Genomic DNA, 20,135 nt, shown 5'->3' on the forward strand with positions numbered 1-20,135 from the left:
GCCAGTTCAGCCCGCCAGCGGCTTGCCGTCCGCCTTCAGCCGTGCATTGGCGACGGCGGCAGCAAACTGGCCGTGGCCATGCCAGCCGGTGGCACGGCCCAGCTTCTTGCCGCTCTGGAAGAACATGAACACCGGGATGCCGTGCAGGCCGAAGCGTTTGCCCAGCGCGGGATGCGCATAGACGTTGGCGTGCAGCCAGTGCAGGCCAAGCGCCCGGATCGGCTCGGGATTGGCGAGCATGGCCTTCTTTGCCATCTCGCAATTGAAGCAATCCACGCCCCAGAAGAACACGCACACCAGCGCATCGCCGGCCTGAGCAATCGCGGCGTCGATGCTCGCATCGTCGACCTGGCGCATGCCGAAGGCCTCGAAGGCGCGGTGGTCGAGGTGTGGTGCCGCGGCCTGGCCCGCGGATGACACGCCGGCGGGCGATTCGCCTGACATGGGTTGGCTCCCGCAAAGGCAAAAAAAGCAAAACGCCCGGGCCTGAATGGCACCGGGCGCAACGTCAGCAGCCAAGAGCAGTCCGGCTTACTTCGGTGCCGCCACCGTCACCAGCGCCGGGCGCAGCACGCGGTCGGCAATGGTGTAGCCGCGCTGCAGCACGGTGACGACGGTGTTGGGTTCCTGGTCGGCCGGCACCATCGAGATGGCCTGGTGGCGGTGCGGGTCGAACTTCTCGCCGACCGGGTTCAGTTCCACGATCTTGCCGCGCTCGAACGCGGCAGCCAGCTGGCGCGCGGTCAGTTCGACGCCTTCGCGCAGCTTGGCGATGTCGCCGGAGCCGTCAGCCAGCGCGGCCTGCAGGCTGTCCATCACCGGCAGCAGGTTGTCGGCGAAGTTCTCGATGGCGAATTTGTGGGCCTTGGTGACGTCTTCCTGCGCCCGGCGGCGGATGTTCTCGCCTTCCGCGACCGCGCGCATGTACAGGTCGTAATGCTCACGCGCCTTGGCTTCCAGGGCGGCCAGCTGGGCCGCCACGTCTTCCACGGCGGCAGCCTCCGGCGCAGCGTTCTCCTGCGCGGCGGCAGTGCTGGCTTCGTCGTTGGGCGTCGGGGTGGATGGCGTCTGCTTCTGTTCTTCCATGTCGGTCCGTATCAATGCATTGGCGCGGCCGTCCGTGGGCACGGCCGCGGTGGGTCAATCGGCGTGTTTAGCGGCAATTGGTGGCATCGCGCCGGATTTCAAGAGTGGCGCCGGCGAGACGCTGAAACAAGCGGTTACAAAGGCGGGAGTTATGCAATTGAGGCCTTATTGCCTTGCTGCACTGCACTCACTAACATTCACAAGAAGAAAAATGACAAAAATGCCGGGAGCCGGAGATGGTTCATTTTTGTGCCTCTTCCGAAAGGTTGGCCATGCACAAGCTGCCAGTCGTGACGCTCTGCCTCGTGGCCGCCCTGGCGGTCATGACCGCCTTTATCTGCCTGTCCGGCGCCTTCACGCCGCGCGATACCGAGTATGGCAGTGGCAAGGCGGTGTTCAAGCACTACATCATTCCTATCGTCAGCCAGGAAGTCTCGCAGGAATAGGCGCCCGCGCAACTTTCCGGCACACACGCCCGCACCGCGGCGGCCCCGGCATCCTGCCGGCGCCGCCGCGTGTCATTCCTGCCCTCGTCAGTGCCGGAAATCATCGATGCGGCGGCGGTCGCGCTTGGTCGGGCGGCCCTGCAACTGCGCGGCGGGCTCCGGCTGCAGGCGGCGGCGCTCTGCCTCGGCCTGCCGGCGCGCCTGGCTGTCGACGCTTTCTTCATACAGCGTCTGCGCCACCGGTGCAGGGCCGCGCGCCGGGGCAATGCCCTTCACCTGCAGTTCCCAGCGCTGCTGGTGTGCCTCGAGCGCGACCTTGTCGCCTGGCCGCACTTCGCGCGAGTTCTTGACCAGTTGACCGTTGACGGTCACCTTGCCGCGCTCCACCGCCTCGGCCGCAAGCGAGCGCGTCTTGAAGAAGCGCGCGCACCATAGCCATTTGTCGATGCGCTGGCGCGCATGCGCTTCGAAATCCACGTTCATGCTGCGGCTCCCCGGGTCTGCGCGCGCGCGCGGCGCGCTTCCAGTTCATGCGGGTGCGGCGATTTGAGCGGCCATCCCTGCAGATGCTGCAGGGCAATCTCCGCCATCGCGGCCACCCACGGCGCGGAGTCGTTCATGCAAGGAATAAAGTGGAAATCCTTGCCGCCCGCGACCTTGAATTCGGTCTGCCCTTCCATCGCGATTTCCTCCAGCGTCTCGATGCAGTCCGCCGGGAAGCCCGGGCAGAACACGTCGACCCGGCCGGCGCCGACCTTGCCGAGCTCCGCCAGCGTCGGGGCGGTGTACGGCTGCAGCCACTCCGCCTTGCCGAAACGAGACTGGAACGTCACCTGATACTGTCCCGGCTGCAAGCCCAGCGCGTCGCCAAGCAGCCGCCCCGTCTTCAGGCACTCGCAGTGATACGGGTCGCCCAGCTCGAGCGTGCGCCGCGGCACGCCGTGGAACGACAGGATCAGCTTGTCGCCGCGCGCGAAGTCGGGCATGCCATGCCGTGACCAGTAGCCGCCGACCTGCTGGTGCAGCGCCGAGATATAAGCCGGATGGTCATGGAAATGTTTGACCAGCCGCAGCTCGGGCTGGTTGCGCCATTGGGCCAGCACGCGGAAGACCTCGTCAAACGCGGTCGCGGTAGTGGTGCCCGAGTACTGCGGGTACATCGGCAGCACCAGCACCTGTTCGCAGCCCTGGCGGCGCAGCGCCTCCATGACCGAGGCGATCGACGGGTTGCCGTAGCGCATGGCGCACGCCACCGTCACCTCGTGGCCGTTCTGGTTCAGCAGCCGTTGCAGCGCATGCGCCTGGCGCTCGCTGTAGACCAGCAGCGGCGAACCGGTCATGTGCGCCTCGCGCAGCCAGATCGACTCGTACTTCAGCGCCGACGCACGCGAGCGCAGCGGCAGGATCACGCCATGCAGCAGCGGCAGCCAGGCTGCACGCGGGATCTCGACCACGCGCGGGTCGGACAGGAATTCCTTCAGGTAACGCCCCACCGCCTTGGGCGTGGGCGCATCCGGGGTCCCCAGGTTGACCAGCAGGAGCGCCGTGCGTGGCGCCTGACCGTGCTGGTAGACCGGTTCAGGTGAAAACGTCATGTCGCTTCCGGGTTGGGGCACTGCCGGGAGCGCGCCATGGCGGCGCGCCGGCGCTGGCGGCGCTCGGTAGGAATGGGGCAGCTTGTCAGACCGGCCAGCCGCGTCACTGGTTCTGGCTCAGTGCGCTGGACAGCAGCCGCGCGGTGATGTCGACGATCGGGATCACGCGCTCATACGCCATGCGTGTCGGGCCGATCACGCCGAGGGTGCCGACGATCTGCCCGTCGACCTCATACGGCGCGGTGATGACCGCCATGTCTTCCAGCGGCACCAGCTGGCTTTCGCCGCCGATGAAGATCTGCACGCCCTGCGCGTGGCTGGAGACGTCGAGCAGCTGCAGCAGGCTGGTCTTGTGCTCGAACACGTCGAACAGACGGCGCAGCTTGTCCATGCTGGAAGACAGGTCTTCCACTTCCAGCAGCTTGCGCTCGCCGCTGATATAGACGTGGTCGTCTTCCTCGTCCTCGGCCACGCTGCCGGCCTCGACCGCAGCCTGCATCAGCTGCGACATGTCGCGGCGCAGGTCCTGCAGCTCGAGGCGCAGGTGGCCGCGCACGGTGTCGAAGCTCATGCCGGCGTAGTGCGAGTTGAAGTAGTTGGCCGCCTCGATCAGCTGGGCCGGGGTGTATGACAGCTCGGTCTGGATGATCCGGTTCTGCACATCGCCCTCGGGACTGACAATGATCAGCAGGATGCGCTTGTCGGACAGGCGCATGAATTCGATCTGCCGGAACGCCTGCGCGCGCCGGGGCGTCATCACGACGCCGGCGAAGTGCGACAGGTTGGACAGCGTGCGTGCTGCCGTCGTGATCATGCGCTGCGGCCCCAGCTGCTGGGCGCCAAGCTGGCCCTGGATCTGGCCGGTCAGCTCGGCCAGGTCGGCGTTGTGCTCCAGCGGCTTGGCCGTCAGCATGGAATCGACGAACAGCCGGTACCCGCGCGGCGTCGGGATGCGGCCGGCCGACGTGTGCGGGCTGGCGATAAAGCCCATTTCTTCCAGGTCGGACATCACATTGCGGATGGTCGCGGGCGACAGGTCCAGCCCCGAGTACTTCGACAGGGTGCGGGACCCGACCGGCTGGCCTTCGGCGATGTAGCGCTCGATCAGGGTCTTGAGCAGCGTTTTGGAACGTTCATCCATGATGTCCCGATTTTACGCAAGTTTTAGACCTTCTGGCGCTCCGCCTGGGTTGCGGCGGCGCCGCCTGCTGGCAACGTCAGCGGCGGTATGGTCTAATCCCGGCATGTCCGCGCCCCAGAGAGCCAGCGCCTTGCGCACTTCGTTCAACACCGTCGCCCTGGTGGGCCGCTACTCGACTGCCGGCATCGAAGGACCGCTGGAGGAAATCGCCTCTTATATCCTGCGCAACGGCCAGGATGTGGTGTTCGAGCGCGAGACCGCGCTGGCCACCGGGCTGACCGCCTACCCTGCCCTGTCGGCCGAGGAAATCGGCCAGCACGCCGACGTGGCGGTGGTGCTGGGCGGCGACGGCACACTGCTGGGCATCGCCCGCCAGCTGGCGGGCTACGACGTGCCGCTGATCGGGGTCAACCACGGGCGGCTCGGCTTCATGACCGACATCGCGCTGGAAGAAGTGCACACGGTGCTGCCCGACATGCTCGACGGCCGCTACGAGGCCGAGAACCGGCTGCTGCTCGAGTCGCGCGTGGTACGCGACGACAGCGTCATTTTTTCCGCGCTGGCGCTGAACGACGTGGTGGTGAACCGCTCTGGCATTTCCGGCATGGTCGAGCTGGCGGTGTCCGTGGACGGCTACTTTATGTACAACCAGCGTTCGGACGGCCTGATCGTGTCGACCGCGACCGGCTCGACCGCCTACGCGCTGTCCGCCGGCGGCCCGATCCTGCATCCGACGCTGTCGGGCGTGGTGCTGGTGCCGATCGCCCCGCACGCGCTGTCGAACCGGCCTATCGTGCTGCCGCACGATGCCGAGGTCACCATCGAGGTCGCCAGCGCGCGCGACGCCAGCGTCAACTTCGACATGCAGTCGCTGACGTCTCTGCTGCCCGGCGACCGCATCGTGGTGCGGCGCTCGGAGAAGAGCATCAACCTGCTGCACCCGGTGGGCTACAACTACTACGCCACGCTGCGCAAGAAGCTGCACTGGCACGAGTACCCGTCCGAAGACAACCGCCTCTGAGCCGCCCCCAGAGCCCGAGCTAGCCACCCCATCCGACGCCAGCCCGCCCTTCCGGACCGATCCTACTTCCCGCCACGATGCTGCGCAGCCTGTCCATCCGCGATTTCGTCATCGTCGACACGCTCGACCTGGATTTCACCTCCGGCTTCACCGTCTTTACCGGCGAGACCGGCGCCGGCAAGTCGATCCTGATCGACGCCCTGGCCCTGGTGCTGGGCGAGCGTGCTGACGCCGGCATCGTACGCGAAGGCGCCGCGCGCGCCAGCATCAGCGCCACCTTCTCGACCCACCCGGCGCTGGACGCCTGGCTGGCCGAGCGCGAACTCAACGCCGAGGACGATGACGGCGCCGGCTCGGTGCTGCTGCGCCGCACGGTCGATGCCGGCGGCCGCAGCAAGGCCTTTATCAACGGCGCCGCTGCCACGCTGGCGCAGTTGCGCGAAGTGGGCGACCAGCTGGTCGACATCCACGGGCAGCACGCACACCAGTTGCTGCTGCGCCCGGATGCGCAGCGCCTGCTGTTCGACGCCCACGCCGGGCTGACCCAGCAGGCCGGCGCGGTGGCCGAGGCCTGGCGCGCGTGGCGCGCCTGCGTGCGCCAGCGCGAGGCCGTCGAGCACCAGTCGCGCGAGATGCAGCTCGAACGGGAGCGGCTGGAGTGGCAGGTGGGCGAGCTCGACAAGCTCAACCCGCAGCCTGGCGAATGGGAAGAGATCCAGGCCGAGTACAACCGCCTGTCGCACGCCGCCGGGCTGATCGACGGCAGCCGCGCGGCGCTGGACGCGCTGTCCGAGGCCGACGGCTCGGTACTGTCGGCGCTGAACACGATCGTGCACCGGCTGCAGCAGCTGGCCGACGTCGACCCGGCGCTGCGCGACGTGCTGGCCGCGCTCGAGCCGGCCCAGGTGCAGGCCGAGGAAGCCGCGCACTCGCTGACCCGCTACGTCGACCGGCTCGAACTGGATCCGGAACGGCTGCAGGCCGTCGAGGAACGCATGCAGGCGCTGCACGCCACCGCGCGCAAGTACCGCCTGCCTCCCGAGCAGCTGCCCGATGAGCTGCTGGCGCGCCGCCAGCAGCTCGACGACCTGCAGGCCGCGCAGGACCTGAACAAGGTGATGGCGCGCGAAGCCGCTGCCAAGGCCGCCTACCTGACGCTGGCGCAACACCTGAGCCATGCGCGCTCGCAGGCGGCGCAGGCGCTGTCGGCCGCGGTCACCGACGCCATGCAGGGCCTGTCGATGGCGGGCGGCAGCTTCGTCGCCGCGCTGAACACGCTGGAAGAAGGCCAGAGCTACGGCCTGGAGCAGGTCGAGTTCCTGGTGGCCGGCCATGCCGGCGTCAGCGCGCGGCCGCTGGCGCGCGTCGCCTCCGGCGGCGAGCTGGCGCGCATCAGCCTGGCGATCTCCGTGATCACCAGCGAGGCCTCGCCCACGCCGACGCTGATCTTCGACGAAGTCGACACCGGCATCGGCGGCGCCGTCGCCGAAGTGGTCGGCCGGCGCTTGCAGGAACTGGGCCGCGCGCGCCAGGTGCTGTGCGTGACCCACTTGCCGCAGGTCGCCGCGCAGGCCGGCACGCACCTGCTCGTCAGCAAGGAAACCACCGATGGCGGCGATGGCTCGGTCACGCGTTCGCGCATCCGCATGCTCGACCCGGCCGGGCGCGTGGTCGAGACCGCGCGCATGCTGGGCGGCGCCACCGTCACCGCGACCACGTTGCAGCATGCCGAAGAGATGCTGGCGCAAGGCGCCGAAGCCCAGGCCGGCGCCGCGGTGCGCGGCACGGCAAAGGAAAGCCGGCGCGGCCGCCGCGCCGCCGGCTGACGCCTCCCGCGCCTCGCACGTCGCGCCCGCATCGGCCTACCGAACCAACTTTCACAGGAGTCCCACCATGACCCGCCACGCGCCGCCGGCAGGCCGCCGCCACCGCCCCTTGCGCGCCGTACTGGCCCTGGCCACCGCGGCCACGGCAGCACTGCTGGCACTGTCCGCTTGCCAGGCGCAGTCCGGGGCCTCTGCCCCGCCGCCCGGCAGCATCACTGACGACCGCGCGCTCGGCGACATCATGGTCAAGTTCAAGCCGCCCGCGGTCGACATGTCCGAGGATGCCGGCAAGCTGCTCGCCGGGATCAAGGGTCCGATCCGCTACGTGGTCAAGCGCCCCATGTCGGGTGGAGTCTGGCTGGTCACGGCGATCTCCGCCGCGCCCGGCACCACGCTCGACCAGGCGGTCGATACGCTGCGCGCAACCCCGCGCATCGAGACCGCCGAACCGGACCGGCTGATCCAGCCCAACCGCACCATGCCGACCAGCAGGGACATGCCCAAGAGCTGAGCCGGCGCCCCGCCTTGTCCGCAAGCGGCGGGTTCTAGACCTTCGGCAGGCCTTGCGCAACCGCGGCGGATCGTATTCCCTACATAACACCCCCTTGCGCGGCCCATGCCTCGCAGAGTGCACCTGGAGGAATACATGCCGCATCCCGCGCAGTCTGTCTTCCGTCGCTGCATCCCGGTTTATCGATGGCGGGCATCCGTGATCGCCATCGCCGCAATGTGCGCCGCGGCACCCACCAACGCGGCATTCGCGGCCAGCGCCTCCACCGCGGCATCCACCGCGGCATCCACATACACCGGCCAGATCATCGTGCGCTGGCGCGATGGCACGGCCTCCATCGTCACGCCTGACGCCGCCAGCAAGGCACCGGCCGCGTCGACCGAGCCGGCGCAGGCAACAAGCCGGCTGCAGCAGTTGCGCGAGGGCACCGGCATTGCCGCCACGCTGCGCCGGCCCATGGGCGGCAACATGGACCTGCTGCAGGTGCCGGACGAACTCGCCACGGATCCGGAAGCCGCCGCCGCGCGCCTGCGCCAGGATCCGCGCGTGGCCGACGCCGTGCCGGACCGCTGGCTGCGGCTGCATGACACCCTGCCCAACGACCCGGAATTCCGCGCCAACCAGCCGTACCTGATGGGCACCGGCACCACAGTCGGCGGCGTCAACCTGCCGCGCGCCTGGGACCGCACGCGCGGCAGCAGCGGCATCGTGATCGCGGTGGTCGATACCGGCACGCTGCCCCATCCCGACCTGGCCGCGCGGCTGCTGCCGGGCTATGACTTCATCAGCACCACCACCGTCTCCAACGACTACGATGGGCGCGACGGCGACGCCACCGACTCTGGCGACAATGTCCCGGTCGGCTTCACCTGCCCGGGCAGTTCCTCGCCGACCACTGAAGCCACCACCAACAGCTGGCACGGCACGCGTGTGGCAAGCGTGATGGGCGCGATCACCAACAACGGCGAAGGCATCGCCGCAGTGGACTGGAGCACGCGCATCCTGCCGGTGCGGGTTTCGGGGCGGTGCGGTGCGCTGCTGTCCGATACCGTCGATGGCATGCGCTGGGCCGGCGGCCTGCCGGTGCCTGATGTGCCGGCAAATCCCACGCCGGCGCGCGTGGTCAATATCAGCCTCGGCGGCGGCAAGTGCAGCAGCATCGAGCAGCAGGCGGTCAACGACCTGAACGCGCGCGGCGTGGTGGTGGTGGCGGCGGCGGGCAACAACCGCAGCGCGGTCGAGGCGCCGGCCGACTGCAGCGGCGTGATCGCGGTTACGGCCCATGCCAACGACGGAGAGAACGCGACCTATGCCAATGTCGGCCCGCAGGTGGCGATCAGCGCGCCGGGCGGCGGCTGCGGCAACTCGCGCGTACAGGACGGTGCATGCACGTCGACGCTGTCGGTGATCCGCACGCTCGGCAACAATGGTGAAACGTCGCTCGGCGCATACACGGTAGCGTCGTCGCAGGGCACCAGCTTCGCGGCGCCGATGGTGTCGGGCGTGGTCGCGATGATGTTTGCGCTGAACGGCTCGCTGTCGCCGGCGCAGGTGACCGCGGCACTGAAGTCCTCGGCGCGGCCGCATCCATCCGGCACCTTCTGCACCACCAATCCAGGCGTGTGCGGCGCCGGCCTGCTGGATGCCGACAACGCGCTGGCCGCGGCAGTGTCGGCCCCGCCGGCGGCCGCGCCGGCACCGTCCGGCGGTGGCGGCGCGGTGCCACGCTGGCTCGCGCTCGTGCTGGCCTGCACGGGCTTGTTCGGCTTCGCGCTGCGCCGGCGCGCGTGACGCCTGTCGCGCCGCGGACGCGGCTCAGCCGCCGTCGGCGCTGCGCAGCGGCCGCCGTGCCAGCCACCACTCCTGCGCCACCCAGCACAGCAGCCCGGCCACCGCGCCGGCTGCGTGCGCGGCGCGCACCACGCCGAAGCCCCAGGACGGATCAAGGATAACCGGCGCCAGCCAGGATTGTTCCAGCCACACCTTGACCAGCACACCCAGGCACAGCAGCACGCCGAGCACGCGCGACAACCCGGGCGCGCGCAACAGGCTGAGCCCGCCCCATAGCGCCAGCCCGTGCAAGGCACCGGACAAGCCGCCATACCAGCCGACCGCTGGCACGCGCAGCAGCGCGGCCTGCACGGCAAGGCCGCAAGCCACCAGCACCAGCAGCATGGCGCGCGCCCGCGCGGAGCGTCCGGCCAGCGCCAGCAGGCCCGCGGCCGCAAGTGCGTTGGCCAGCCAGTGCCTCGCGTCCAGGTGCACCCACATGGCGGTCGCCAGCCGCCACCACTGGCCGTCAAGCCGCACCGCATCGCGCAGGTAGAGGCCGTGCGCGTGCCACCACGGCAGGAAGGTGAAGCAGGCCGACAGCGCCCAGACCAGCGTGATCGCCGCCAGCAGCCCCGGCCACGAGGCCCCGGCGGGACGGCTCGGGGCCACCGCGGCCTCAGTCCTCACCGAATACGGCCTGCCACAGCGTGCGCACCTGCGCGGTCTGCTCGGCAACCGATTCCGCCGTCACGCGCGCCTGCGCCTGGCCGTCGAGCCGCAGCTGGTGCTGGCGCGCACGGAACAGCCGGTAGGCGTCGCCCACCGCCACCGCCAGCGCCGCATCGATCAGCCCGATTTCGCCGGCTTCGCGCAGCAGCGCGATATTGCCCGCATTACGCGTCAGTTGCGGATGCGCGCGGCTGTGCAGCAGCACCAGGTACTGCACCGTGAACTCGATGTCGACCATGCCGCCACGGTCGTGCTTGAGGTCGAACAGGCTGCTGGGATTGGGATGGCCCTCGGCCACCTTGCGGCGCATCTGCACGATCTCGTCGCGCAGCACCGCGGCATCGCGGTCCTGGCGCAGCACCTCGTCGCGCAGCGCCTCGAAGCGATCGCCGATGGCTGCATCGCCGGCACAGAAACGCGCGCGCGTAAGCGCCTGGTGTTCCCAGACCCATGCGGTGTTGTCGCCCTCGCGCAGCTGGTAGCGGCGGAAGGCGTCGAAGCTGGTGACCAGCAGGCCGGCGGCGCCGTTGGGACGCAGCCGCGTATCGACGTCGAACAGCGCGCCGGCCGCGGTATGGCTGGTGAGCCAGGTGATCAGCCGGCGCGCGAAGGCGGCGTAGACATCGGGCGCGCGCTCGTGCTCGTCGTCATACAGGAAGATGATGTCGAGGTCCGAGGCATAGCCCAGTTCCTTGCCGCCGAGCCGGCCGTAGGCGATCACCGCGAAGCGCGGCGTGTCGCGATGGCGCGTGGCGAGCTGGCGCCACACCGTCTGCAGCGTGGCATCGAGCATGGCGTCGGCCAGGTCCGACAGGCGGTCGGCCACCTGCTCCACCGTCAGCATGCCGTGCAGGTCCTGCAGCAGTACGCGGAAGGTCTCGGCATGGTGCTCGCGGCGCAGGATATCCATCTGGTGCTCGACCTGCCCTTCGGCAGCCAGCAGCCGCTCGTGCAGCCGCTTGCGGAACGCGGGCCAGTCGGGCGCGCCGGCCAGCGCATCGCTGTCGAGCAGTTCATCCAGCAACTGCGGGTGGCGCGTCAGGTAGGCCGCGGCCCAGCGCGAGGCGTGCAGCGTCTGCGCGACGCGGTCCATCGCCTGCGGATACTCGGACAGCAGCGACAGGTAAGAGGCACGCCGGCTGATGGCCTCGAGGAAGTCGATAAAGCGCGCGATGGTGCTGTCGGCGTCGTCCTGGCGCGCGGCCAGGTCGAGCGCGCGGTTCACCAGCTGGTCGAAGCGGGCGCGGCTGGATTCGGACAGCGCGCGGTAGCGCAGCGACGACGCGGTCGCGCGCAGCCGGTCGATCAGGCCGGTGCAGTCGGTGAAGCCGGCTGCCTGCAGGCGCCGGCATGGCGTGGCATCGTCGTCGCACCCTGCCTGCGCGCCTCGCTCGGCCTGTGCCGGCTCGGCGCCGTCCTGCTGCGGGTTGTCCTGCGCGCGCGCGGCGTTGTCGTCGAGCACGATGTCGGGCCACAACGCTTCGCAGGGCGCGGCGTCGGGATCGGAGAAGGTGGCCTCGAACTGCTGCGCCACCGGCTCCTGCAGCGCCGCCAGGCGCGCCAGCAGCTCGTTCCAGCTGGCGCAGCCCATCATCCGCGCCACCGCCAGCTGCTCGTCTTCCGAGGTCGGCAGGTGGTGGGTCTGGGCGTCGTCGCGGTACTGCAGGCGGTGCTCCAGCTGGCGCAGGAAGCGGTAGGCGTCGCCCAATTGTCCGGCCTGGCCGGAAGGCAGCAGGCCGCGCTCGACCGCCACCGCCAGCACTTCCAGCGTGGGCCGCACGCGCAGCGCGGGATCCTGGCCGCCGCGGATCAGCTGGAACACCTGCGCCATGAATTCGATCTCGCGGATACCGCCGCGGCCGAGCTTGATATTGAAGGAGCGCTGGTTGACACCATGGCCCGCCAGCCCGCCGCTGCGCTTGGCGGCCTCGCTGCGGATCTGCGCATGCAGCGAGCGGATCGCCGCGATCACGCCGTAGTCCAGGTAGCGTCGGAACACGAACGGCGTGGTCAGGCGCGCCAGCAGGCCGGCGGTGCGCTGCGCGTGCGGCGTGTCGAGCGCCGACACCACGCGGCCCTTGATCCAGGCATAGCGCTCCCACTCGCGCCCCTGCACCACCAGGTATTCCTCCAGCATGCCGAGGCTGCACGCCAGCGGACCGGCATCGCCATTGGGCCGCAGCCGCATGTCGACGCGGAACACGTAACCGTCGGCGGTCACTTCGGCAAGCAGGTTGATCAGGCGGCGGCCGAGGCGGATGAAATACTCGTGGTTGGACAGGCTGCGCGTGCCGCCCTTCGTGTCGCCGTCTTCCTCATACAGGAAGATCAGGTCGATGTCGGACGAGACGTTCAGCTCGCGCCCGCCGAGCTTGCCCATGCCGACCACCACCAGCTCCTGCACCTCGCCGCTTTGCTCTCCGACCGGGCGGCCGAAGGTAGCGGCGAGATCAGCCCCGAGCACCGCCAGGCCATGCTGGATCGCCAGTTCGGCCAGGTCGGTCATGGCGCCGGTGATTTCGCCCAGCGCGGCCAGGCCGCGCAGGTCGCGCTCGATCACCGCGCACATGACCTCGGCGCGCAGCCGGCGCAAGGTGCGCTTGGTGGCTTCCTCGGCATCGGCCGAGGGTTCGTGCAGCGCCTGCAGCCGCGCCTCCATCCACGCGCGCGTCAGCGGTTGTCCGGCCGCCGCCGCGATCACCGCGGGAAGTTCGGGGCGCGCCTGCAGCACCCGCCGCGCGTAGTGCGAATACGCCGCCGAGTACAATACGTGGCCGCCGCAATCGGCCGCCTGCAGACCCTGCGGCAATGACTGCGCCGCGGTGACGGCAAAGGCGCCGGCGGTCATGGTGCCGGGGCCCTCGCCAGGGCCAAGCGCCGCCGCCGGATCCGCCAAATCGGCTGGTACCGGTGTGGCGCCCGCGCCATGTTGGTCTGAGGCATCGCCAGCGGCGGAACTCGTCGGGTCAGAGGCAGTCATTCCAGTAATTTGAAATGCGAAAGAAGGTGCGGCCGGTACCGGCGCCAGATCGGGCGTGCCCGGACCATGCTGCCCCGGTTCGCGCCGCGCGCGGTGCGCGCATTCTTGTTGTAGCCGGCCGGGCACCAGATTGGAGAGCGGCTAGTATTGTCGGATAATCTGCGCATGTCCAGCCGCGCCCCACAACCCGCTGACGGTTCTCCCCCCAATGGCGGCGCGGGTGGGCATGTGGCCGCCGCTGCGCTGCCAGCGCCGGCCAACGACACTTTTAAAAGTCCAGCCAACAGCTCCTCGAACAATCCCGCGAACCACCCCGCTTCGCCACCACCTGCTCATTCCTTGGCTGCTCCAGGTATCGATTCCCCTGCCCTGCCGCGCCCTGCGCAGGGCCTGGCGCGTTTGCGCCGCATCGCCGGCGCCGGCGCGCGCGCGGCCATTGGCATGGTGCACCATCCATTCTGGCGCGGCCTGGGACGCGCGCTGGTACGGCTGGCGCTGGTGCTGGGCGTGCTGGCGCTGGTGGCGGGCCTGCTGATCCGCTTCGTGCTGTGGCCGCAGGCGTCGGCCGCGCGCGAATGGCTTGAGGAGCGCGGCTCGGTCGCGCTCTCGGCACAGGTGACCATCGGCGCTCTCGATACCTACTGGGATGGCTGGCATCCCGCCTTCCGCGCCCGCGACCTGCGCGCCGTGGACGATGGCAAGCGCGTGCTGCTGTCGACCGCCACGCTCGACGGCAAGCTGTCGTGGCGCTCGCTGTTCAGCATGGACCTGCAGTTCGTCAGCCTGGGCGCCACCGGCACCGACATCCTGGTGCGCCGCACGCCCGAGGGCAAGCTGCTGGTCGGCGGCATGCCGGTCGATGCCACCGGCGGCCAGCAGGAGGACGACCGTTTCCTGGGCTGGCTGATGTCGCAGGGCCGCGTGTCGCTGTCCGACGGCAAGCTTCGCTGGCGCGACGAGAAGGCCGGGCTGCCGCAGCTCGATATCGGCGAAATCCGCCTCGACACCCGTCGCGACGGCTCGCGCCATACGGTGACGCTGGAAGCGCGCTCGCCGGCGCTGGGCCCGCGCCCGCTGGTGGTCAAGTCCGGCTTCAGCAACGATTACCTGCACAGCGCCGGCAACTGGCGCTACTGGAGCGGCCAGGCCAGCTGGGACCTGGCCCAGCTGGAGTTGCCGGTGCTGCAGCGCTACCTGGCCATGTTCGAGGGCGTGGCCAGCGGCACCTTCAGCACCGACGGCAGCATCGAGTTCCGCCAGGGCCGCATCGTGCGCAGCCAGACCCGTCTGCGCGCCAGCAGCGTCGACCTGCAGCTGGCCGGCGCCGCCGCCCCGCTGCGGCTGGCCAATGCACAGGCCTTCCTGCTGCACCGGACCGAACGCGACGGCAGCAACCTGCTCACCGTCGACACGCTGCTGTGGCAGCCGCAGCCCGCCGACGGCCAGGCCGCGTCCGCCGACGGCAGCTGGCGCGAAGGCATGCGCAAGGTCGAGCTCGGCTGGGCCTATGCCAAGGACGGCAACCTGCGCAAGTTCACGCTGAAGGCGCCCACGCTGGACCTGAACACGGTGCGCGCGCTGGCCAGCTCGATGCCGCTTGAGACCGCGGTGCTGCGCCGGCTGCGCGCGCTGCAGCCGGCCGGCCACATCGACAACCTCAACGTCAGCTGGAGCCGCGAGCGCGCCGGCATGCTCGACCGCAGCGGCGGCAAGCCCCACTACAGCGTGCAGGGCACGCTGCGCGACGTCTCGCTCAATGGCCAGCCGGCGGTGCCGGCCCTGGATGCCAGGGGCCGTCCGCGGCTGGGCACGCCTGGTTTCTCGCGCCTGTCGGGCACGTTCTCGTTCGACGACCAGCAAGGCAATGCGCGCTTCGAAGGCAATGGCGCGTCGCTGGTGGTGCCCGGGCTGTTCGAGGAGCCGCGCGTGCCGTTCGACCAGATCGGCGGCGACGTGCGCTGGCACCACGCCGGCGGCAAGCTGGTGGTCACACTGGACGGCATCCGCTTTGCCAACGCGGATGCTGCGGGCTCTGTGCGCGGCACCTGGCGCGCCGGCGGCGACGGCACTTCCGGCATCGCCGACCTGAGCGGCGAGATGACCCGCGCCCAGGTCGCGCGCGTGCCGCGCTACCTGCCGCTGACCATCCCGGCGGGCACGCGGCACTACCTGGCTGGCGCGCTGGTGCGTGGCGACGCAGCCGGCGTCGGCTTCGTGCTCAAGGGCGATCTGGAGCATTTCCCGTTCCACGCGCCGTTCGAGAAGGCGGGCGAGTTCCGCGTCGACGTGCCGATCGAGCGCGTCAGCTACCAGATTGCGCCGCACGAGACTGGCGCGGGGGGCGCGCCGCTGTGGCCGGCGTTCACCGACATCGCCGGACAGGTCACCTTCGACCGCGGTGGCATGACTTTCCTGGCAAAGCGCGCCACGGTGCACGACATCCCGGGTGTAGTGCTGCAGGACGTCAGCGGCCGCATCGACGACCTCAGCGCACATGGCCGCCTCGCCATCGACGGCGGCGCCAGCGGGCCGGTCCAGGGCTTCCTGCGCTATATCGCCGCCTCGCCGGTGCGCGAATGGACCGCGCGCGTGGCCGACGCGGCGCGTGCGCATGGCAACGGCGAGCTCAGGCTCAAGCTCGACATGCCGCTGGAGCACGCCAACGCGGCCAGAGTGGAGGGACGTTTCCGCTTCCCCGGCAACGACGTCGTGCTCAGCCCGCAGCTGCCGGCCTTTGGCAATGCCAGCGGGGACATCACATTCAACGAGCACGGCTTCGGGCTGGAGAACCTGCGCGCGCGCTTCCTGGGCGGAGAAGTGAAGCTCGGCGGCGGCACCCAGCCGGAAGGGGGCACGCGCATCACCGCAAGCGGCACCGCCTCAGCGGCAGGCCTGCGCGAGTTCACGGCAGGCTCGGCCCTGGCGCCGCTGGCGGCCAGGCTGGAAGGCAGCACCGGCTACAACACCGTGATCGCGATGCGCGAACGCGAACTGCAGGTGCAGTTGAATTCCTCGCTCAACGGCATGGCCATCGGCTTGCCGGCGCCGCTGGCAAAGGCGGCGCCGCACGACCTGCCGCTGCGCGTCGAGCTGCGCCCCGCGCCCGGCCGCGCCGGCATCGACGAACTGACGCTGCAGCTGGGCAACGCCCTCAACGCACGCTACCTGTTGCGCCGCGAGCAGAGCGGCGGCAATGGCATCGAAGTGGTCGCCGGCGGCATCGGCGTGCAGCAGGCGGCGCCGGCGCCGACGGCCAGCGTCAGCGCCGCGGCAACCTTCGACCGGCTCGACATCGACGCCTGGCGCGAGGCCTTCGCCGGCCCGGCGACTTCGGGTGATGGCACGCGTCCCTCGCCGTTCCTGCCGGGCCGCATTGCGCTGCGCGCCGGCACGCTCCATGGCATGGGCCGCACGCTCGACGACGTGGCGCTCGACGCCATGCGCGAAGCCGACGGCTGGAACGCCAGGATCGAGTCGCGCCAGATCGCCGGCGCCGTGCAGTGGCAGCCGGCCGCGACCGGTGCTGGTGCTGGTGCCGGTGCCGGTGCCAACGCCACGGGCGCGCTGCAGCTGCGCCTGTCGCGCCTGAACGTGCCAGATGCCAGCGACGAGCGCAACGTGGTCGACGCCCTCGCCAGCAGCATCGACGAACTGCCCGCCATCGACCTGGTCGCCGAGCAGTTCGTGCTGCGCGGCCACGACTTCGGCAGGCTCGAAGTCAAGGCGCATACCGGCACCAGCGGCACCGACCCGGTCTGGACCCTGGACAAGCTGAAAATCGAACAGCCCGATGCCACGCTGACCGGCCACGGCAGCTGGCGCGTGCCGCGCCGGCTGCGTGCCGATGGCAATGCCGAACGCCGCACCCTGCTGTCGTTCGTCATCGACATCGGCGACGCCGGCGCCACGCTGGACCGGCTGGGGCTGCCGCACACGCTGCGCGACGGCAAGGGCAAGCTGGAAGGCCGCGTGGCCTGGCGCGGCTCGCCGCTGTCGATCGACTACCCGACGTTGTCCGGCAAGCTGTCGCTCGACCTGGAGAATGGCCAGATCCTGAGCGTCGAGCCGGGCGCGGCGCGGCTGCTGGGCGTGCTCAGCCTGCAGGGGCTGCTGCGCTTTGCCACGCTGGACTTCCGCAGCCTGTCGGGCCGCGGACTGCTGTTCGACCGCGTTTCCGGCTCCGGCACGATCGAGAACGGCGTCGGCACCATCCAGGATTTCGAACTCAGGAGCCCGCAGATCATCGCCAGCATGAGCGGCACCGCCAACCTGCTGCGCGAGACCCAGGATCTGCGCGTGGAGGTGGTGCCGCGCATCAATGCCACCTCGACCTCGGTGGCAGCCGCCTTTATCAACCCGGTGCTGGGCATCGGCACGCTCGCCGCGCAGCTGCTGTTTGCCGACGAGTTCTCCAAGGTGTTCACCCAGCACTACCGCATCACCGGCAGCTGGGCCAACCCGCAGATCGGCAAAGTGGAGGAGAATAAGGCGCAAGCCCCCAGTTTCCAGAACCGCACCGACCCCGCGTTCCCGCGCTGAAGCCAGCGCCCAAGACAGTCCGAGAGAGCCCAAGAGGAAACCAACGCCCATGACCGCCCCCGCCCCGTTCCGCGTGGCCGCCGTGCAGACCGTCACCGGCACCTCGCTCGATGCCAACCTGGCGCGCGCCGAGGCGCTGATCGCCGAGGCCGCCGCAGGCGGCGCGCAACTAGTGCTGCTGCCCGAGTACTTCTGCATGATGGGCCGCTCCGAAGCGGACAAGGTGGCGGTGCGCGAGCACGACGGCGATGGACCGGTGCAGCAGTTCCTGGCCGGCGCCGCGCGCCGCCACGGCATCTGGCTGGTGGGCGGCACGCTGCCGATGTGGTGTGACGACCCGGCGCGCGTGTACAACACCTCGCTCGCCTTCGACCCGCGCGGCGAGCGCGTGGCGCGCTACGACAAGATCCACCTGTTCGGCTTCACGCGCGGGACCGAGAACTATGACGAATCGCGCACTATCCTGGCCGGCCGCACCCCGGTCAGCTTCGACGCGCCGTGCGGCCGCGTGGCCATGTCGGTGTGCTACGACCTGCGCTTTCCCGAGCTGTACCGCGGCCTGGCATCCGGCGCCGGCACCAGCCTGATCCTGATGCCGGCCGCGTTCACCTACACCACGGGCCAGGCGCACTGGGAGATCCTGCTGCGCGCCCGCGCCATCGAAAACCAGTGCTATGTGCTGGCCGCCGCACAGGGTGGCAAGCATGAGAACGGACGCCGCACGTGGGGCCATTCGATGCTGGTCGACCCCTGGGGCGAAGTGCTGGCCATGCTGCCCGAAGGCGAAGGCGTGGTGGCCGGCACCATCGACCCGGCGCGGCTGGAAGAAGTCAGGCAAAACCTGCCGGCACTGCGACACCGGGTGCTGTAGCATGTACGCAACCGCGGGGCCGCATGTGGTTTGCACGTGCCACCCGCACCAGGCATTTCACGCCACCGGCAAGATCCATGACCTGCCGGGGCGGCAAACAGAAGAAAGGACATCTCATGAACGCCGGCGATCTCGGAATCCGCAACCTGGCCACCGCGCAGCAACTGCTGCTGGCGCCGTATGGCCTGGACGAGGCCAAGCTGCAGCGCGTGCTGGCCGATATCTTCACGCACAAGGTCGACTATGCCGACCTGTACTTCCAGTACACCCGCAACGAGGCGTGGAGCCTGGAAGAAGGCATTGTCAAGTCGGGCAGCTTCAGCATCGACCAGGGCGTGGGCGTGCGCGCCGTGTCGGGCGACAAGACGGCCTTTGCCTATTCGGACGACATCAGCCTGGCCGCGCTGTCGCAGGCGGCAGCCGCCACCCGCACCATCGGCCGCGCCGGCAACGGCCGCGTCAAGGTGGCGGGCGAGCTGGCCTCGCACGCGGGGCGCAACCTGTACGCGCCCAACGACCCGCTCGATTCGATGGCCGCCGCCGAAAAGGTGGCACTGCTCGAGCGCATCGAACGCATGGCGCGCGCCAAGGATCCGCGCGTGGTGCAGGTGATGGCAGGCCTGGCCGGCGAGTACGACGTGGTGCTGGTGGCGCGCAGCGACGGCGTGATCGCCGCCGATGTGCGTCCGCTGGTGCGCGTGTCGGTGACGGTGATTGCCGAACAGGGCGGGCGCCGCGAGATCGGCTCGTCGGGCGGCGGCGGCCGCTATGCCTACGGGTATTTCACCGACGACCTGCTGCAGAAGTACGTGGACGAAGCCGTGTCGTCGGCGCTGGTCAACCTTGACGCCCGCCCCGCCCCGGCCGGCGCGATGACCGTCGTGCTGGGGCCGGGCTGGCCCGGCGTGCTGCTGCACGAGGCCGTCGGCCACGGCCTGGAAGGCGATTTCAACCGCAAGGGCTCGTCGGCCTTCGCCGGCCGCATGGGCGAGCGCGTCGCGGCCAAGGGCGTGACCGTGGTCGACGACGGCACGCTGGCCAACCGCCGTGGCTCGCTCAACCTCGACGACGAAGGCAACCCGACCCAGTGCACCACGCTGATCGAGGACGGCATCCTGCGCGGCTATATCCAGGACACGCTCAACGCGCGCCTGATGAAGATGCCGGTCACCGGCAACGCCCGCCGCGAAAGCTATGCCGCGCTGCCGATGCCGCGCATGACCAACACCTACATGCTCAACGGCGACAAGGATCCGCAGGAAATCATCGCCAGCGTCAAGAAGGGGCTGTATGCGGTCAACTTCGGCGGCGGCCAGGTCGACATCACCAACGGCAAGTTCGTGTTCTCGGCAAGCGAGGCATACATGATCGAGGACGGCAAGATCACGCATCCGGTCAAAGGCGCGACGCTGGTCGGCAACGGCCCGGAATCGCTGAAGGACGTGACCATGATCGGCAACGACATGCGCCTGGATTCGGGCGTTGGCGTGTGCGGCAAGGAAGGACAGAGCGTGCCGGTCGGCGTGGGCCAGCCGACGCTGCGCATTGAAAACATGACGGTGGGCGGCACGGCCTGACCGTACATCGCCTCAAGGAAACGGGACCCGCGGGTCCCGT

General features: G+C 69.7%; 15 protein-coding genes. 8 read left to right on the top strand and 7 right to left on the bottom strand.

The features are described 5' to 3' along the window. Positions 1 to 6: 6 nt before the first annotated feature. On the bottom strand, positions 7 to 444 hold the full coding sequence (locus J8I34_RS13565) for a thioredoxin family protein (protein WP_209806253.1): 438 nt from the start codon (positions 442 to 444) through the stop codon (positions 7 to 9). 87 nt (positions 445 to 531) lie between these two features. Next, positions 532 to 1,086, bottom strand: a complete 555-nt coding sequence (gene grpE / locus J8I34_RS13570; protein WP_029046846.1) for a nucleotide exchange factor GrpE — start codon at positions 1,084 to 1,086, stop codon at positions 532 to 534. A gap of 272 nt (positions 1,087 to 1,358) precedes the next feature. Here grpE and J8I34_RS13575 point away from each other — a divergent pair, with 272 nt between their 5' ends. Then, the gene (locus J8I34_RS13575) at positions 1,359 to 1,532 is read left to right on the top strand and encodes a hypothetical protein (protein WP_029046845.1); all 174 of its coding nucleotides are present in this window, start codon (positions 1,359 to 1,361) and stop codon (positions 1,530 to 1,532) included. Between the two features lie 87 nt (positions 1,533 to 1,619). On the opposite strand, the gene J8I34_RS13580 is transcribed toward J8I34_RS13575, so the two are convergent. From J8I34_RS13580 to hrcA, 3 genes are all read right to left on the bottom strand, one after another. Continuing rightward, positions 1,620 to 2,015, bottom strand: a complete 396-nt coding sequence (locus tag J8I34_RS13580) for an RNA-binding S4 domain-containing protein (protein ID WP_209806254.1) — start codon at positions 2,013 to 2,015, stop codon at positions 1,620 to 1,622. Further along, positions 2,012 to 3,127, bottom strand: a complete 1,116-nt coding sequence (hemH, locus tag J8I34_RS13585) for a ferrochelatase (protein ID WP_029046843.1) — start codon at positions 3,125 to 3,127, stop codon at positions 2,012 to 2,014. The genes J8I34_RS13580 and hemH overlap by 4 nt, the downstream gene beginning before the upstream one ends. Positions 3,128 to 3,230: 103 nt before the next feature. Further along, positions 3,231 to 4,268 (bottom strand): heat-inducible transcriptional repressor HrcA, encoded by a 1,038-nt coding sequence (gene hrcA / locus J8I34_RS13590; RefSeq protein ID WP_029046842.1) that lies wholly within the window; start codon positions 4,266 to 4,268, stop codon positions 3,231 to 3,233. A gap of 103 nt (positions 4,269 to 4,371) precedes the next feature. Between hrcA and J8I34_RS13595 the strand changes: the two genes are divergently transcribed. The 4 genes from J8I34_RS13595 to J8I34_RS13610 all read left to right on the top strand — a co-directional run bounded on the left by J8I34_RS13595 (position 4,372) and on the right by J8I34_RS13610 (position 9,417). Beyond that, entirely contained in the window at positions 4,372 to 5,289 is a 918-nt protein-coding gene (locus J8I34_RS13595; protein ID WP_209770785.1) for an NAD kinase, read from the top strand. A 77-nt stretch (positions 5,290 to 5,366) separates the two neighbouring features. Next, complete coding sequence (recN, locus tag J8I34_RS13600) at positions 5,367 to 7,115, top strand: DNA repair protein RecN (RefSeq protein ID WP_029046840.1); 1,749 nt, start codon at positions 5,367 to 5,369, stop codon at positions 7,113 to 7,115. Between the two features lie 67 nt (positions 7,116 to 7,182). Continuing rightward, on the top strand, positions 7,183 to 7,626 hold the full coding sequence (locus J8I34_RS13605; RefSeq protein WP_029046839.1) for a hypothetical protein: 444 nt from the start codon (positions 7,183 to 7,185) through the stop codon (positions 7,624 to 7,626). A gap of 135 nt (positions 7,627 to 7,761) precedes the next feature. Further along, the gene (locus tag J8I34_RS13610) at positions 7,762 to 9,417 is read left to right on the top strand and encodes a rhombosortase-dependent MprA family serine protease (RefSeq protein WP_209806262.1); all 1,656 of its coding nucleotides are present in this window, start codon (positions 7,762 to 7,764) and stop codon (positions 9,415 to 9,417) included. A gap of 24 nt (positions 9,418 to 9,441) precedes the next feature. Here J8I34_RS13610 and rrtA read toward each other — a convergent pair whose 3' ends face one another. Both rrtA and glnE read right to left on the bottom strand, forming a co-directional pair. Beyond that, positions 9,442 to 10,086, bottom strand: coding sequence for a rhombosortase (gene rrtA, locus J8I34_RS13615; RefSeq protein ID WP_029046837.1), 645 nt, complete (start codon positions 10,084 to 10,086; stop codon positions 9,442 to 9,444). After that, positions 10,076 to 12,976: a bifunctional [glutamate--ammonia ligase]-adenylyl-L-tyrosine phosphorylase/[glutamate--ammonia-ligase] adenylyltransferase gene (gene glnE, locus J8I34_RS13620; protein ID WP_371748075.1), complete on the bottom strand. Its 2,901-nt coding sequence runs from the start codon at positions 12,974 to 12,976 to the stop codon at positions 10,076 to 10,078. Before glnE ends, rrtA begins: the two co-directional genes overlap by 11 nt. 297 nt (positions 12,977 to 13,273) lie before the next feature. Here glnE and J8I34_RS13625 point away from each other — a divergent pair, with 297 nt between their 5' ends. The 3 genes from J8I34_RS13625 to tldD all read left to right on the top strand — a co-directional run bounded on the left by J8I34_RS13625 (position 13,274) and on the right by tldD (position 20,095). Next, positions 13,274 to 17,647: a YhdP family protein gene (locus tag J8I34_RS13625; RefSeq protein WP_209806256.1), complete on the top strand. Its 4,374-nt coding sequence runs from the start codon at positions 13,274 to 13,276 to the stop codon at positions 17,645 to 17,647. 49 nt (positions 17,648 to 17,696) lie between these two features. Then, complete coding sequence (locus J8I34_RS13630; RefSeq protein ID WP_029046834.1) at positions 17,697 to 18,518, top strand: carbon-nitrogen hydrolase family protein; 822 nt, start codon at positions 17,697 to 17,699, stop codon at positions 18,516 to 18,518. A 116-nt stretch (positions 18,519 to 18,634) separates the two neighbouring features. After that, positions 18,635 to 20,095 (top strand): metalloprotease TldD, encoded by a 1,461-nt coding sequence (gene tldD, locus J8I34_RS13635; RefSeq protein WP_029046833.1) that lies wholly within the window; start codon positions 18,635 to 18,637, stop codon positions 20,093 to 20,095. The last annotated feature ends 40 nt before the right edge of the window (positions 20,096 to 20,135 follow it).

Source organism: Cupriavidus phytohabitans, assembly GCF_017815025.1.
Taxonomy (GTDB): domain Bacteria; phylum Pseudomonadota; class Gammaproteobacteria; order Burkholderiales; family Burkholderiaceae; genus Cupriavidus.

Excerpts from the sequence above, each read along its gene's own strand:
- hemH (WP_029046843.1), bottom strand. The coding sequence starts at position 3,127 with ATGACGTTTTCACCTGAACCGGTCTACCAGCACGGTCAGGCGCCACGC.
- J8I34_RS13630 (WP_029046834.1), top strand. The coding sequence starts at position 17,697 with ATGACCGCCCCCGCCCCGTTCCGCGTGGCCGCCGTGCAGACCGTCACC.
- glnE (WP_371748075.1), bottom strand. The coding sequence starts at position 12,976 with ATGACCGCCGGCGCCTTTGCCGTCACCGCGGCGCAGTCATTGCCGCAG.
- grpE (WP_029046846.1), bottom strand. The coding sequence starts at position 1,086 with ATGGAAGAACAGAAGCAGACGCCATCCACCCCGACGCCCAACGACGAA.
- hrcA (WP_029046842.1), bottom strand. The coding sequence starts at position 4,268 with ATGGATGAACGTTCCAAAACGCTGCTCAAGACCCTGATCGAGCGCTAC.
- J8I34_RS13575 (WP_029046845.1), top strand. The coding sequence starts at position 1,359 with ATGCACAAGCTGCCAGTCGTGACGCTCTGCCTCGTGGCCGCCCTGGCG.
- J8I34_RS13605 (WP_029046839.1), top strand. The coding sequence starts at position 7,183 with ATGACCCGCCACGCGCCGCCGGCAGGCCGCCGCCACCGCCCCTTGCGC.
- recN (WP_029046840.1), top strand. The coding sequence starts at position 5,367 with ATGCTGCGCAGCCTGTCCATCCGCGATTTCGTCATCGTCGACACGCTC.
- J8I34_RS13625 (WP_209806256.1), top strand. The coding sequence starts at position 13,274 with ATGTCCAGCCGCGCCCCACAACCCGCTGACGGTTCTCCCCCCAATGGC.
- J8I34_RS13610 (WP_209806262.1), top strand. The coding sequence starts at position 7,762 with ATGCCGCATCCCGCGCAGTCTGTCTTCCGTCGCTGCATCCCGGTTTAT.
- tldD (WP_029046833.1), top strand. The coding sequence starts at position 18,635 with ATGAACGCCGGCGATCTCGGAATCCGCAACCTGGCCACCGCGCAGCAA.
- J8I34_RS13595 (WP_209770785.1), top strand. The coding sequence starts at position 4,372 with ATGTCCGCGCCCCAGAGAGCCAGCGCCTTGCGCACTTCGTTCAACACC.
- J8I34_RS13580 (WP_209806254.1), bottom strand. The coding sequence starts at position 2,015 with ATGAACGTGGATTTCGAAGCGCATGCGCGCCAGCGCATCGACAAATGG.
- J8I34_RS13565 (WP_209806253.1), bottom strand. The coding sequence starts at position 444 with ATGTCAGGCGAATCGCCCGCCGGCGTGTCATCCGCGGGCCAGGCCGCG.